Annotated in this window: 8 protein-coding genes; 3 read left to right on the top strand and 5 right to left on the bottom strand. The window is 72.9% G+C overall.

The features are described from left to right. Nucleotide 1: 1 nt before the first annotated feature. The 3 genes from AC067U_RS24655 to AC067U_RS24645 all read right to left on the bottom strand — a co-directional run bounded on the left by AC067U_RS24655 (nucleotide 2) and on the right by AC067U_RS24645 (nucleotide 4,650). Nucleotides 2-1,990 carry a tetratricopeptide repeat protein gene (locus tag AC067U_RS24655; RefSeq protein ID WP_478831929.1) on the bottom strand — a complete coding sequence of 663 codons (1,989 nt, stop codon included), beginning with the start codon at nucleotides 1,988-1,990 and terminating at the stop codon, nucleotides 2-4. 305 nt (nucleotides 1,991-2,295) lie between these two features. Next, the gene (locus AC067U_RS24650; protein ID WP_478831928.1) at nucleotides 2,296-2,931 is read right to left on the bottom strand and encodes an NUDIX domain-containing protein; all 636 of its coding nucleotides are present in this window, start codon (nucleotides 2,929-2,931) and stop codon (nucleotides 2,296-2,298) included. 75 nt (nucleotides 2,932-3,006) lie between these two features. Beyond that, entirely contained in the window at nucleotides 3,007-4,650 is a 1,644-nt protein-coding gene (locus AC067U_RS24645) for a CTP synthase (protein WP_478831927.1), read from the bottom strand. Between the two features lie 421 nt (nucleotides 4,651-5,071). On the opposite strand from AC067U_RS24645, the gene AC067U_RS24640 reads away from it, so the two are divergent. Both AC067U_RS24640 and AC067U_RS24635 read left to right on the top strand, forming a co-directional pair. Then, nucleotides 5,072-6,877 (top strand): glycoside hydrolase family 15 protein, encoded by a 1,806-nt coding sequence (locus AC067U_RS24640; protein WP_478831926.1) that lies wholly within the window; start codon nucleotides 5,072-5,074, stop codon nucleotides 6,875-6,877. Between the two features lie 139 nt (nucleotides 6,878-7,016). Beyond that, nucleotides 7,017-8,402: an FAD-binding protein gene (locus tag AC067U_RS24635; protein ID WP_478831925.1), complete on the top strand. Its 1,386-nt coding sequence runs from the start codon at nucleotides 7,017-7,019 to the stop codon at nucleotides 8,400-8,402. Nucleotides 8,403-8,417: 15 nt separating this feature from the next. On the opposite strand, the gene AC067U_RS24630 is transcribed toward AC067U_RS24635, so the two are convergent. Together AC067U_RS24630 and AC067U_RS24625 are read right to left on the bottom strand one after the other, a co-directional pair. After that, nucleotides 8,418-10,046: a flavin monoamine oxidase family protein gene (locus AC067U_RS24630; RefSeq protein ID WP_478831924.1), complete on the bottom strand. Its 1,629-nt coding sequence runs from the start codon at nucleotides 10,044-10,046 to the stop codon at nucleotides 8,418-8,420. A gap of 15 nt (nucleotides 10,047-10,061) precedes the next feature. After that, a complete protein-coding gene (locus AC067U_RS24625; protein WP_478831923.1) occupies nucleotides 10,062-11,582 on the bottom strand; it encodes an APC family permease in 1,521 nt (506 codons plus the stop codon). 180 nt (nucleotides 11,583-11,762) lie between these two features. Between AC067U_RS24625 and AC067U_RS24620 the strand changes: the two genes are divergently transcribed. After that, nucleotides 11,763-13,379 (top strand): PucR family transcriptional regulator, encoded by a 1,617-nt coding sequence (locus AC067U_RS24620; RefSeq protein ID WP_478831922.1) that lies wholly within the window; start codon nucleotides 11,763-11,765, stop codon nucleotides 13,377-13,379. Nucleotides 13,380-13,790: the final 411 nt, after the last annotated feature.

Below are 13,790 nucleotides of genomic sequence, written 5' to 3'. Positions count from 1 at the left end.
ACTAAATATCTTGGCCAGAACCGCTGCGGATTTCGTAGGCTGCGGGGTCGTCTTCGAGCAGACGATCAGCTGCCGAGCGGTGCAACCGGGCCGCCGCCGGGTCGCCCAGCCGGTCCAGCGTGTCGGCCAGCCGCACCTGCAGGGCGGCCTGGAGCCGCAGGTCCCCGGCCCGGCGGGCCAGCTCGACCGCCTCACGGCAGGTGTGCAGGGACTCCTCGGGCCGCCCGGCGTACTCCTGCACCCGGGCCATCTCGCTCAACGCCTTTGCCTGGCCCGGAACATCGGCCAGCTTCCGGTACCCGGCCGCGGCCGCCCGCCAGCTCCGCAGCGCCTCCCCGTAGCGGCCGGACAGGGTGTGCACGTTGCCGAGCCGCCCGTACAGCCGCGCCTCGTCGGCCCGCTCCCCCCGGGCGAGCGACTGGGCCAGGGCCCGGCCGAACCAGTCGGCCGCCCGGTGCCAGTCCCCCAGCTCCTGGTGCGCGCCCCCTACGGATTCCATCGCCCGGCCGGTGGCGTACGGGTCCTTCGCCTCGCGTCCGGCGTCCAGCGCGGCCCGGTAGCGCTCCAGCGCCTCCCCGGTCCGGCCGGTCTCCGCGTCCAGGTCGGCCAGGTTCAGCAGCGCCGCGGCCTTCTCGCGGTGCAGTCCGCGCCGCTCGGCCACGTCCAGGACCAGCCGGTGCAGCCCGTAGAGCTCGGGGGCCGCCTCGTCGGTGCCCCGGTGCACGGCGAGCGCCCGGGCCAGGGCGGAGATCAGCCGGCGGGCCAGGGTGTCCAGCTCGCCGTCGGCGACGGCGAGCCGGGCGGAGGCGTCGAGGGCGGGCAGCCGGGAGTCCAGCCAGCGGGCGGCCGCCCGCGCGTCGGGGAAGCGGAGGGCCCGGGGCAGCCCCGACGAGGCCTCGCGCTTCTCCCATACGAGCTCGTCCTCGTCCCCTTCCGCCACGGCCCGGCAGGAGTGCAGCAGCCGTACGGTCCGCTCCAGCGCGCGGGCCCGGGCGAGCTGCACCTCGGCGGGCTTCTCCTTGCTCTCCAGCAGGTTCCGCAGGAACGGCGCGAGGCAGCCGGGCAGCAGGTAGAGGCCGTCCGCGGCAGGCCGTACGAGGCCCAGTCCGGCGAAGTCCTCCAGCGTCGACTGGGCCGCGGCCACCGAGCAGCCCGCCAGCGCGGAGGCGGTGTGCGGATCGATGATCCCGGCGGGGGCGAGCGGCAGCAGCCGCAGGGTCCGCTGGGCCGGCTGCGGCAGCGAAGCGTAGACGAAGCGGAACGCCCGGGCCAGGGGCCCGCCGCCGGCCGCGGCGGGCGTGTCGTGGAGCTGCTTGGCGAGGTCCGCGACGGTGGCCTTGGGGTGCGCGGCGAGCCAGCCGCCCACCAGGGCGAGAGCCGCGGGCTGGCCTCCGCAGGCCTCGGCGAGGGCCTCGGCGGCGCGCGGGTCGACCGTGACGCGGATGTCGCCGATCCGCTGGGTGAGCAGCTGTACGGCGGCCGGCGTGTCCAGGCCCCCGAGGGTGCAGGGGCGGACATCCGGAATCCCGGTGAGCGGTCCCTCGGAGGTGACCACGACCAGACATTCGCGGACGTCGGGGAGGAGCGGGTCGACCTGGAGGGCGTCGAGGGCGTCGTCCAGCAGGACGATCGCCCGGCGCCCGGCCAGGGCTTCGTTGAGCACCTCCCCGAGCTCGTCGGCGCCGGCCCCGGGGGGTGTGCGCCGGCCGAGGCCTTCGAGCAGGTCCCGCAGGGTGCGCTGGGTGGACGCGGTCTCCCCGCCGGGGGCGGAGAGGCGGGCCCGCAGCACCCCGTCGGGGTACTCGTCGGCCACCTCGCGCACGAACTCCTCGGCGAGCGCGGTCCGGCCGGAGCCCGGGCGGCCCGCGATGAGCAGGACCCGGGCTCGGGGGGCCATGTCCTTGCGGCCGGAGAGGGTGTCGAGACCGGTCCGGGCGATGTCCTCGCGCAGCTCCTTGAGCTCGCGCCGCCGCCCGACGAAATCCGTCACAGCCCGCTCCTTTCCGTGGCCGTCGCTTCGGGGAATCCCGAGCGTAGTTCACGGAGAGCGACCGCCTGCGGCGCGCAGGGCTGACAATCCCTCGATCGGATCAGCAGATCTTCATACGAACCTTGCTCCGGGTGGGAGCGGGGTCGACACGAAGCGTGGGCGGGAGCGGTACGAAGCCCTGGCGGGGGCCGGGCTGGGGTGGCTGCGCGAGCCCTCGCGGGACCGGGGTGCCGTATGCCCACCAAGCCGGGGGTACCCCATCGCCCTGCGGCAGGCCTGCCCGCACGGCGCGGGGCGGCGATCCCCTACGACGCGAACGGGCGGGCCGGCCAGGGGGCCTCGGCGGGGCGGAGGGTGTCCAGGGCGCCGGAGGAGAGGACGGCGGAGAGGGCCATGACGCCCGTCACCAGGGCCGCGTTGCCCAGCTCGCCGGCCAGCGCGCCGCGGACCAGGTCCGGCAGCGGGACGCGGGCCACCTCCATGTCCAGTTCCTCGCCGTGGGCCTCGTAGCGCTCGCCCTCCGCCTCGGCGATGTCGCGGGCCAGGAAGAGCCGGACCGCCTCGTCCGACCCGCCGGGCGAGGGGAAGAAGTCGACCAGCACCCGCCAGTCCTCCGCCTTGACGTGCGCCTCCTCGTACAGCTCGCGCTGCGCAGCGTGCAGCGGGTTCTCCCCCGGCACGTCCAGCAGGCCGGCCGGCAGCTCCCACATCCGGTGCCGCACCGGGTGGCGGTACTGGTTCAGCACCAGGATCCGGCCCTCCCCGTCCAGCGCCAGCACGCACACCGAGCCCGGGTGCACCTGGTAGTCGCGGCGGGCCACCGAACCGTCCGGCATCCGCACCCGCTCGGAATCGACGGCCGTCTTCGCACCCTGGAACGGCCGCTCCGACGCGAGGACCTCCCAGATCTCCGCGGTGTCCTTGATCTCCTTCGACGCCATGGCCGTACCCCTCCCGAGAAACGCGACAGCCGGGGTACGGATGATCCGTACCCCGGCCGCCTACGTTATCGAGCGTCAGCCCTGCTTGCGCTGCACGGCGGCCGCCACCAGGCCGGCGAAGAGCGGGTGCGGGCGGGTCGGGCGGGAGCGCAGCTCCGGGTGGGCCTGGGTGGCCACCAGGTAGGGGTGCACCTCGCGCGGGTACTCGACGTACTCGACCAGCTTGTTGTCCGGGGAGGTGCCGGAGAAGACGATGCCCGCCTTCTTCTCCAGCTCGCCGCGGTAGGCGTTGTTCACCTCGTAGCGGTGCCGGTGGCGCTCGTCGACGTACGCGTCGCCGTAGACCTCGCGGACGATGGAGCCCTCGGCGAGCTTGGCCGTGTACATACCCAGCCGCATGGTGCCGCCCAGGTCGCCGGCGCCCTCGACGAAGGCCAGCTGCTCCTCCATGGTCGAGATGACCGGGTGCGGGGTGGAGGGGTCGAACTCGGTGGAGTTCGCCTCCTCGATGCCCGCCAGGTTCCGCGCCGCTTCGATGACCACGCACTGCAGGCCGAGGCACAGGCCCAGCAGCGGGATCCTGTTCTCGCGGGCGTAGGTGATCGCGCCGACCTTGCCGTCCACGCCGCGGTCGCCGAAGCCGCCGGGGACGCAGATCGCGTCCACGTCGCCCAGCTGCGCAGCCGCGCCCGCCGGGGTCTTGCAGTCGTCCGAGGTGACCCACTTGATCTTGACGCGGGCGCGGTTGGCGAAACCGCCGGCGCGCAGCGCCTCGGTCACCGACAGGTAGGCGTCCGGCAGGTCGATGTACTTGCCGACCAGCGCGACGTTGACCTCGTGGTCGGGGTTGTGGACGCGGTCGAGGAGGTCCTCCCAGACGGTCCAGTCCACGTCACGGAAGGGCAGGTCGAGCTTGCGCACGACGTACGCGTCCAGGCCCTCGGTGTGCAGCACCTTGGGGATGTCGTAGATCGACTTGGCGTCGATGGCGGCGACCACGGCGGCCTCGTCCACGTCGCACATCAGCGAGATCTTGCGCTTGATGGAGGTGGGGACGTCGCGGTCGGCGCGCAGCACGATCGCGTCGGGCTGGATGCCGATGTTGCGCAGGGCGGCGACCGAGTGCTGGGTCGGCTTGGTCTTCAGCTCGCCGGACGGACCGATGTACGGCAGCAGCGAGATGTGCACGACGAAGACGTTGTCCCGGCCGACCTCGTGGCGGACCTGGCGGACGGTCTCCAGGAACGGCAGCGACTCGATGTCGCCGACCGTGCCGCCGACCTCGGTGATGACGACGTCGACGTCGTCGGTCGCCATGCGGCGGATGCGGTGCTTGATCTCGTTGGTGATGTGCGGGATGACCTGCACGGTGTCACCGAGGTACTCGCCGCGCCGCTCCTTGGCGATGACCTGCGAGTAGACCTGGCCGGTGGTGACGTTGGCCGAGCCGTCGAGGTCGACGTCGAGGAAGCGCTCGTAGTGGCCGATGTCCAGGTCCGTCTCGGCGCCGTCGTTGGTGACGAACACCTCGCCGTGCTGGAACGGGTTCATGGTGCCCGGGTCGACGTTCAGGTACGGGTCGAGCTTCTGCATGGTGACCCGCAGACCGCGCGCCTTGAGCAGCGCACCCAGGCTGGAGGCCGTGAGGCCCTTGCCGAGGGACGAAGCGACACCCCCGGTGACGAAGATGTGCTTGGTCGTCAGAGATTTGGGCGGCATCGCCAAGAGGGGGCTCCCGTGGTCGCGAAGTGAGGTGCGTCCGGCCACGTCTCCCGTTTCCGGGGGTGCCGAATCTGCGGACTAGCTGCGGTTTCGGGGCCCCTGGTTCGCACAGGCAGACCACCGGTCCACGGAGTACCAGCCTATCAGCGACCTGGACGGTCCGCCTCCGAGCCACGCTCCGGTGAGACGGTCCGCGCGGCCGCGGGGCGTACCGCCCTGGCCTCACCCGTTCGGACCAGCCGCATTCCTGCGGCCCTCAAGGAGATCACTAGGGTGCCGTCTTATCCTGCTCGGATAAACGCTCTACATCGCCGCCGAGCAGACCGGCAGACGGCACCACCCCAGCCGGCCGGCGGAAACCCAGCAGTAACGCAAGCGCCCTTCGGGGCGGACGTGGCCGTTCGACTGGAGATGCAACGTGTCCGGGCGCATCGAGGATTACGCACTGATCGGGGACATGCAGACCGCCGCACTGGTCTGCCGGGACGGGTCGGCGGACTGGCTCTGCCTGCCCCGTTTCGACTCCCATGCCGCCTTCGCGAAACTCCTCGGAACGGAGGACCACGGCTTCTGGCGCATCGGCCCGGCCGTCGCCCCGGGCACCAAGGCCCCGGACGCCGACCGCCGTCGCTACCGGGGCGACTCGCTGGTCCTGGAGTCGGAGTGGGACACCCCGCGCGGCACGGTCCGGGTCATCGACTTCATGCCCCCGCGCGAGGACCACGCGCCGCAGCTCATCCGCATCGTCGAGGGGGTCAGCGGCCGGGTGCCGATGCGGTCCGCGCTGCGCATGCGCTTCAGCTACGGGCGCGTCGTGCCCTGGGTGCACAAGGTGGACGCGCGCACCGTGGCCGTGGCCGGCCCGGACTCGGTCTGGCTGGACACGGAGGCCGAGACCTACGGCAAGGACCTGACCACCTACGCCGACTTCACGGTCGGCCCCGGTGACCGGGTGGCGTTCTGCATCAGCTGGCAGCCCTCGCACAAGGGGGCGCCGGAGGAGCCGGACCCCGAAGCCGCCCTGGAGGCCACCACCGAGTTCTGGCGCGAGTGGGTCGAGCACTGCACGTACCACGGGCCCTACCGGGAGGCGGTGGTCCGCTCCCTGATCACCCTGAAGGCCCTGACCTACGCGCCGACCGGCGGGATCGTCGCCGCGCCGACCACCTCGCTGCCCGAGGAGATCGGCGGCGTACGGAACTGGGACTACCGGTACACCTGGCTGCGGGACGCGGCGATCACCCTGTCCTCGCTGCTGCGCACCGGGTACCGGGAGGAGGCCCGCGCCTGGCGCGAGTGGCTGCTCCGCGCGGTGGCCGGCGACCCGGAGAACCTGCAGATCATGTACGGGATCGCGGGCGAGCGCGAGCTCGGCGAGACGGAGCTGGACTGGCTGCCCGGCTACGAGAACTCGCAGCCGGTCCGGGTCGGCAACGGCGCCGCCCACCAACTCCAGCTGGACGTCTACGGCGAGGTCACCGAGGCCCTGCACCTGGGCCACATGACCGGTCTGGCGCGCAGCGACTACGCCTCGGTGCTCCAGCTGAAGCTGATCCACTACCTGGAGGCGCACTGGGACCAGCCGGACGAGGGCATCTGGGAGGTGCGCGGCCCGCGCCGGCACTTCGTGCACTCGAAGGTGATGGCCTGGGTGGCGGTGGACCGCACGATCAAGCTGATCGAGAGCGGGGACGCGGACGGTCCGCTGGAACGCTGGCGGGAGCTGCGCGACGAGATCCACCGGGACGTCTGCGAGAAGGGCTACGACAAGGAGCGCAACACCTTCACCCAGTCGTACGGCTCGAAGGAGCTGGACGCCTCGCTGCTGCTGATCCCGCAGATGGGCTTCCTGCCGCCGGACGACAAGCGGGTCATCGGCACGATCGAGGCGATCCAGCGGGAGCTGTCCACCGCGGACGGGTTCATCCTGCGCTACCCGACGGCCGGGGACGAGGCCGGCGTGGACGGTCTGGAGGGCGACGAAGGGGCCTTCCTGGCCTGTTCGTTCTGGATGGCGGACGACCTGGCGATGATCGGGCGGGTGGACGAGGCCCGGAAACTGTTCGAGAAGCTGCTGTCGCTCCGCAACGACCTGGGGCTGCTCGCCGAGGAGTGGGACCCGCAGCTGCAGCGCCAGGTGGGGAACTTCCCGCAGGCGTTCAGCCACGTCCCGCTGATCGACACGGCGCTGCGGCTGACGGCGAGCGGCGCGTACGGCGGCTGATCCCGCGGCGCCCGCCGCCCGGCGCACCGCTCCGCCCCCCGCCCGGAGCACCGCTCCGCCCCCCGTCCGGGGAGCGGTGCTCGGCGGGCCCGCCTAGCCTTGAAGGGACCTTCACCCCTGCCAGGGAAGGGGGCCCGGTATGGCCGCCTCCGGCAAGGCGGGTGCGGCGCTGGCCGCGCTCCGCGAGGACCTCTCGGGCGATGTGTTCGCCCCGGACGACCCCGGCTACGACGAGGCGCGGACGGTCTTCAACGCCATGATCGACCGGCGTCCGGCCGTGATCGCGCAGTGCGAGAGCGAGGCGGACGTGGTCACGGCGGTGCGGTTCGCGCGCGAGCTGGACCTGCCGGTCGCGGTGCGCGGCGGCGGGCACAGCGTGGCGGGCTCCGCCCTCGGCGACGGGGCGCTGGTGGTGGACCTGCGCCGGATGCACGAGGTGACGGTGCACCCGGCGGCGAAGGCCGTCCGGGTCGGCGGCGGGTCGGTGATGAGCCATCTGGACCGGGCCTGCCAGCCGTACGGCCTGGCGACCACCGGCGGCCGCGCCTCCACCACCGGGGTGGGCGGCTTCGTGCTGGGCGGCGGCTCGGGCTGGCTGGACCGTGCGTTCGGGCTGGCGATGGACAACCTGCTGGGCGTGGACCTGGTCACCGCGGACGGCGAGTGCCTGACGGCGACCGCCGAGGACCATCCGGACCTGTTCTGGGCGCTGCACGGCGGCGGCGGGAACTTCGGCGTGGCCACCTCGCTCACGCTGCGGCTGCACGACCTGCCGGCCATGTCCATCGCGTTCCTGCTGTACCTGCCGGAGCACGGGCCCCAGGTGGTGCGCACGTACCGCGAGCTGATCGAGGGCGGCCCGAACGAGGCGGGCGGCGGGGTGCTCTACCTGACCGGTCCGCCGGACGACGAGCTCGTGCCGCCGCACCTGGTCGGGAAACTGGTGTGCGGGCTGCTGCTGACGTACGCGGGCCCGGAGGAGCGGATGCGGAAGCTGGCGGAGCCCCTGCTGGCGATCCCGCACGAGGCGGAGCTGGTCACCGGGATCCCGTACGCCGATCTCCAGTGCATGATCGACGACCCGCCGGGGATGCGGAACTACTGGTCGGCGGAGTACCTGACCGGGGTGCCGGACGCGTTCGTGGAGGTGTTCTGCGCGCGGGCCGGCTCGATGCCGGTGCCGACCGGTACCCAGCACATCCTGTTCCCGCAGGGCGGCGCCATCGCCTCCGGCCCGTCCGACTACCCGGTGCCCTACCGGGACGCCGCCTGGGTGGTGCACCCGTTCGGGATCTGGGCGGACCCGGCCGACGACGAGCGGTGCCGGAGCTGGGTGCGGGACGTCCGCGCCGACTCCCGGCCCTGGTCCACCGGCGCGACGTACCTCAACTTCACCGGGGACGAGGGCCGGGACCGGGTGGTCGCGGGCCTGGGCGCGGACAACATGCGGCGGCTGGGCGAGGTGAAGCGGAGGTACGACCCGGACAACGTCTTCCGCTTCAACCACAACATCAAGCCGCGGTAGGGCGGGGCCGGCGGCTCAGGTCAGGGCGGCGATCACCTCCCTGGCCGCCCGCTCGCCCTCCGTGGCGCCGCCCTCCATGAACCCCTGGAAGTCGTAACTGCAGTGCTCGCCGCCGATGTGGACGTTGCCCTGCGCGGTGCCCTCGTACTTGGCGTAGCGGTGCAGGTACCCGACGGGCCAGTACGAGTACGCGCCGAGGGCGCGGGGGTTCTCGTGCCAGGCCGACAGCTGGGCCCTGCCGTTCCAGGCTGCCTTGGTGCCGGGGAAGAACGCGTCGATGCCGGTGAGCATGCGGGTCGCGAGGGAGCGTACGTAGGGGTCGGACTCGGTGCCGAAGGGTGCCGCGGGGTGCAGGGACCTGGCGAGCGTCCCGCCGCCGTACTGGATGAGGATGCCGCCGTTGCCGGGCTGGACCTTGGTGGTGTCCCAGGTCTGCTGCACGTCGGAGTCGGTGAAGCAGTCCCCGGCCGAGACGCCGGGCCAGGGGCCGGTGCCGCGCCAGGGCCGGCCGGTGAACTGCATGTTGAGCTTGGTGCAGTGGCCCATCCGGGCGTCGCGCAGCAGGCTCCGCATCAGCGGGTCGAAGCCGGCCTGTGAGGTGTCGACCCGCTGCAGGACCGGCAGCGGCACGCACAGGACGGTGTGGTCGGCGACGACGGTGCGGGTGGCTCCGGAGTCGTCGAAGGTGAGGGTCTGCGTGCCGTCGGTGTTGGCCCGTACGGCGGTCAGCTCGCGGCCCATGAGGATCGAACCGGCGGGCAGCGCGGCTGCGATCGCGTTCGGCAGCCGGTCGTTGCCGCCGGTGATGTGGTAGCGCTCGTCGGACAGGCCCCAGATGTTGAAGTTGCCGGGATTGGTCTGGTAGCCCATCAGCAGGACCAGGGCGAGCGCGGACTGCTCGGTGGTGTCGGCCCCGTACTCGACGTTGTAGGCCACGTCCATGAAGCGGCCCAGGTTCGAGGAGTGTCCGCCGGGGACCCGGCTCTCGATCCACTCGTACAGGGACATGGTGTCGAGGGCGGTGCCGGTGGGGGTGGTGGTGTTCCAGGACACCTCGCCCGCCTCTGAGAGGTCGCGGCGGAGTTGCTGGTGGACGGCGTTGAAATCCTCGTCGGCCTGGTGGCGGGGGTAGTACCCGCCGTTGAACCAGAGGACCTCCTCGGCGCCGTTGGGCCCGCCGCCGAGGAAGTCCGAAGTGGGCAGCCCGAACCGCCGGCACAGTTCGAGGATCTTCTTGTGGCTGGTGTCGATCAGCTCGCCGCCGATCTCGGAGGTCTGTCCGTACGCCCAGTGGCCGCGCTGGGTCCACATGCGGCCGCCGACCCGGGCCGGGTCGGCCTCGTAGAGGGTGCAGCGCAGGCCGGCGTCCTGGAGGGTGAGGGCGGCGGTGAGACCGGATATGCCGGCGCCGACCACGGCGATGCGCGGGTTGCCGACGGGCCTCTTGTCGGGGAGGGAGGTCTCCGCGGCGCGGGCGGGTGCGGTGCCCAGGGCGGTCAGGCCGAGGCCGAGGGCGGCGGCGCGGCCGAGCAGTTCGCGGCGGCCGAGTCCGCGGACCTCGGCGACGGGCAGCTTCAGGCGGCGGGCGGCGGCGTGCTCGGCGGCCAGCCGCCGGAGTGCGTGCATGACGGGGGTACGGGCCATGGCGGTGGCTCCTGCTCAGGCGGTGGCGGCGGACGGGACCTGGTCGTCGGTGCGCTCGGCGGAGTCCTCCAGGACGATCCGGCCGATGATCTCGTAGCGGGCGGGGGCCTTGGCCTTCAGCCAGAAGCCGGCGGCGAGCCCGCCGAAGAAGACCAGCCCGACGATCCACGGGATGAGCGTGAAGAAGAGGGATCCGGCGGCCGCGCCGGCCGCGGTCTCCATGTTGACCACCAGCAGCACCACCACGGCGGTCATACCGATCCCGCCGAGCAGCGGGGCGGTGAAGGTCCGGAACCAGTGCCGGTCCTCGGGGTGGTTCTTGCGGAAGTAGCCGATGACCGCGAAGGAGCAGAGGGTCTGCACGATCAGGATGGCCATGGTGCCGAGGATCGCGAGCAGGGTGTAGAGGTGCAGGTAGGGGTCCTGCCCGGTGAGCCAGAAGCCCGCGACCAGCGCCGTGGCGATGCAGGTCTGGACGACGGAGGCCAGGTACGGGGAGCCGTGCCGGGAGTGGGTGCGGCCGAGCGCCGGGTGGAGGAAGCCCTCGCGGCCGATGGCGTAGAGGTAGCGGGCGGCGCACTGGTGGAAGGCCATGCCGCAGGCGAAGGAGCCGGTGAGCAGCAGCCACTGGAAGGCGTCGACGGCCCAGCCGCCGATGAAGCTCTGCGTCGGGGCGAAGAACAGGTCGAGCGGGCTTGCGGAGGCGGACAGTTCGACGGACTTGGCCAGCCCGTTCCCGGAGATGGTCATCCAGGAGACGTAGATGTAGAACAGCCCGACGCCGACGACGGAGATCAGGGTGGCCCGGGGGATGACCCGCTTGGGGTCGCGGGACTCCTCGCCGTACATGGCGGTGGACTCGAAGCCGACCCAGGACCAGAAGGCGAAGAACAGGCCGAGGCCGGCGGAGGTGCCGGTGAAGGCGTTCTTCGGGTTGACCGGCTCGACCGGGATTCCGTCCGGGCCGCCGCCGGCGATCAGCACGGCGGTGGCGACGGCGAACAGGACGGCGATCTCGGCGACCAGCATGATGCCGAGGGCCTTGGCGGTGAGGTTGATGTCGAAGTGCGCGAGGACGGCGGTGACGGCGAGCATGCCGGCCGCGTACACCACCCAGGGCAGGTCGACGCCGAGCTGGTCGTGGACGGTGGTCTTGGCGAAGTAGGCGAAGACACCGACGATCGACGCCTCGAAGACGATGTAGGCGAGGACCGCGAGCAGTCCGGAGGCCATGCCGGCGATCCGGCCGAGGCCGTGCGAGATGTAGCCGTAGAAGGCGCCCGCGGCGGTGATCCGCTTGGCCATGGCGACGTAGCCGACGGCGAAGACGGTCAGGACGACGGTGGCGAAGAGGTAGCCGGCGGGGGCGCCGGTGCCGTTGCCGAAGCCGACCGCGATGGGAAGGTTGCCCGTCATGGCGGTGATGGGGGCGGCGGTGGCCACGGCCATGAACACCACGCCGACCAGTCCGACGGAGTTGGCCTTGAGCCGCTGCACCTCGCCGGTGCCCGGGGAGGCCGGGGAACCACTGCTCATGCTGTCTCGCCCTCGTTCCTGTCGTTCGGAGGGCGCCCACTCTGACGGCACGTGACGCAGGCCACAAGCGACACGCAGTCCGATAATCCGCTTGCGCGGGCGACGAGTTGTCGGCCGGAGCGACGACTCGTAACGGGTGGGTGATGTTCACGGAACACACCTGCCGGTAGCGTCCGGCACATGGACAACCAGGGTGGCGGGATCACCGTTCAGCGGGCGCTGGAACTGCCGGGACTGCGCAGCGGCCTCCCCGAAGTGGTCGTCGGCGCGGACCGGCTCGGCCGGACCGTCCGCTGGGTGCACGCGGGCGAGGTCCCCAACATCGCCTCCCTCCTCAAGGGCGGGGAGCTGCTGCTGACCACCGGCCTCGGCCTCGGCACCCGCCCCGCCGAACAGCGCGCCTTCGTACGGCGGCTGGCCGACCGGGGCATCGCCGCGCTGGTGGTGGAACTGGGCCCGCGGTTCACCCGCCTCCCGGCGACGATCGTGGACACGGCGCGCGCGGCCGGCCTGCCGCTGGTCCAACTGCACCGCGAGGTCCCCTTCGTGACGGTCACGGAGGAAGTCCACACCGAGATCGTCAACGGCCACTACGCGCTCCTCCAGCGGGCCGAGGAAGTCCACCGGCGATGTACCGAGGCACTGCTGGGCGGTGGCGGCGTCCCGCAGGTCCTGCACATCCTCGCCGACTTCACCGGCAACCCGGTGTTCCTGGAGACCCCCGACGGGCAGCTCCTCTACGCGGCGGGCAGCGCGGCCGGCGAGGCGGCCGCCGACCCGCTCCAGGTGTGGGAAGGACTGCGCGGCCGGGAGGCCGAACCCTCCGGGAACGTCGTCCTGATCGACGTCCCGGGCGGGGGCCACGGCACCGGCTCGGTCCGCGCCCGCCTGGTCCTGCTCGGCGTCACCGCCACCCTCCAGCCCGTCCACCGGATGGCCGCGGAACGCACGGCGGGGGTCCTGGCCGTCGTCCTCATGCAGGCCCGGCAGGAGGAGGAGCTGGCCGCGCGCGGCCGCGGCGACTTCCTCACCGACCTGGCGGAGGGACGCATCTCGGCGGAGGACGCCCCGGCACAGGCCCGCGTACTGGGCTTCAAACCGGGCTCCGGCCCCCTCCTGCCGGTGGTCATGCGGCTGGCCTCGGACCTGGGCCCGTCGGGCAACTGGGCCGTGCTGGCCCGGGCGGTCCTGGAGGAGCTCTCCTCGGTCGGCGTCCCCGTCCTCCTGGGCGTCCGCCCGGTCGAGGGCCGGGTTCCGCTCCTCGTCGGCCTGCGCACCGAGTCCGAGCGGACGGCGGTCGCGGACCGGGTCGCGGCGGCGCTGCGGGCGGGCGTGGAACGGGCCGGCCTGGACCGCGCCGGGTCCCCGCCGGCGGTGGTCGTCGGCGTCGCGGGCGGCTGGGCGGCGGCCTCCTCCGGCCTGCGCCACGCCGCGGAGACCGCTACCGCCGCGCAGGGCCTGCCCGCCCGGCCCTGGTACGACGCCCGCCGCCTGGACATCGACCTGCTGCTGTGGCGGCTGCGCGAACACCCCGACCTGGCGGCGTTCGTGGACCGGGCGATCGGCGCGCTCCGGCAGCACGACGCCACGTCCCGCCCGCCGCTCCTCCCCACGCTGGAGACCTACCTGGCCCATGCGGGCCGCAAGGCGGAGACCGCCCGCGAGCTGCACCTCAACCGCCAGACCCTGTACAACCGCCTGGCCCGCATCGCCGAACTCCTGGGCACCGACCTGGACGACCCGGAAACGGTCCTCTCCCTCAGCCTCGCCCTCCGCGCCCGCCGCCATACCCCGTAGCCCGCCCCTGGCCTGCCGCGCGGAGCGTTCCCCCACCCCGCCCTCCCCCAGACTCCGTCCGGGGGCACCCCCATCCCGAAACCGGGGGGGCTCCGCCCCCGGGCCCCCTTTACGGGGCTCCGCCCCGCACCCCTCGTGGGGGCTCCGCCCCACACAAACCCTGCACGCGCGCGGGCGCAGCCCCGCCCGGGCACAGCCCCAAGGCGGGCACGGGGCACAGCCCCAAGGCGGGCACGGGGCACAGCCCCAAGGCGGGTACGGGGCACAGCCCCAAGGCGGGTACGGGGCACAGCCCCGGGAGGGGTCTCGGGGCGCAGCCCCGGGAGGGGTCTCGGGGCGCAGCCCCGGGAGGGGTCTCGGGGCGCAGCCCCGGGAGGGGTCTCGGGGCGCAGCCCCGGGAGGGGTCTCGGG

The organism is Streptomyces sp. NPDC043853 (genome assembly GCF_056436025.1).
Note: the sequence above shows the minus strand (reverse complement) of the source record. Positions and strands in the feature narration are given on the sequence as shown.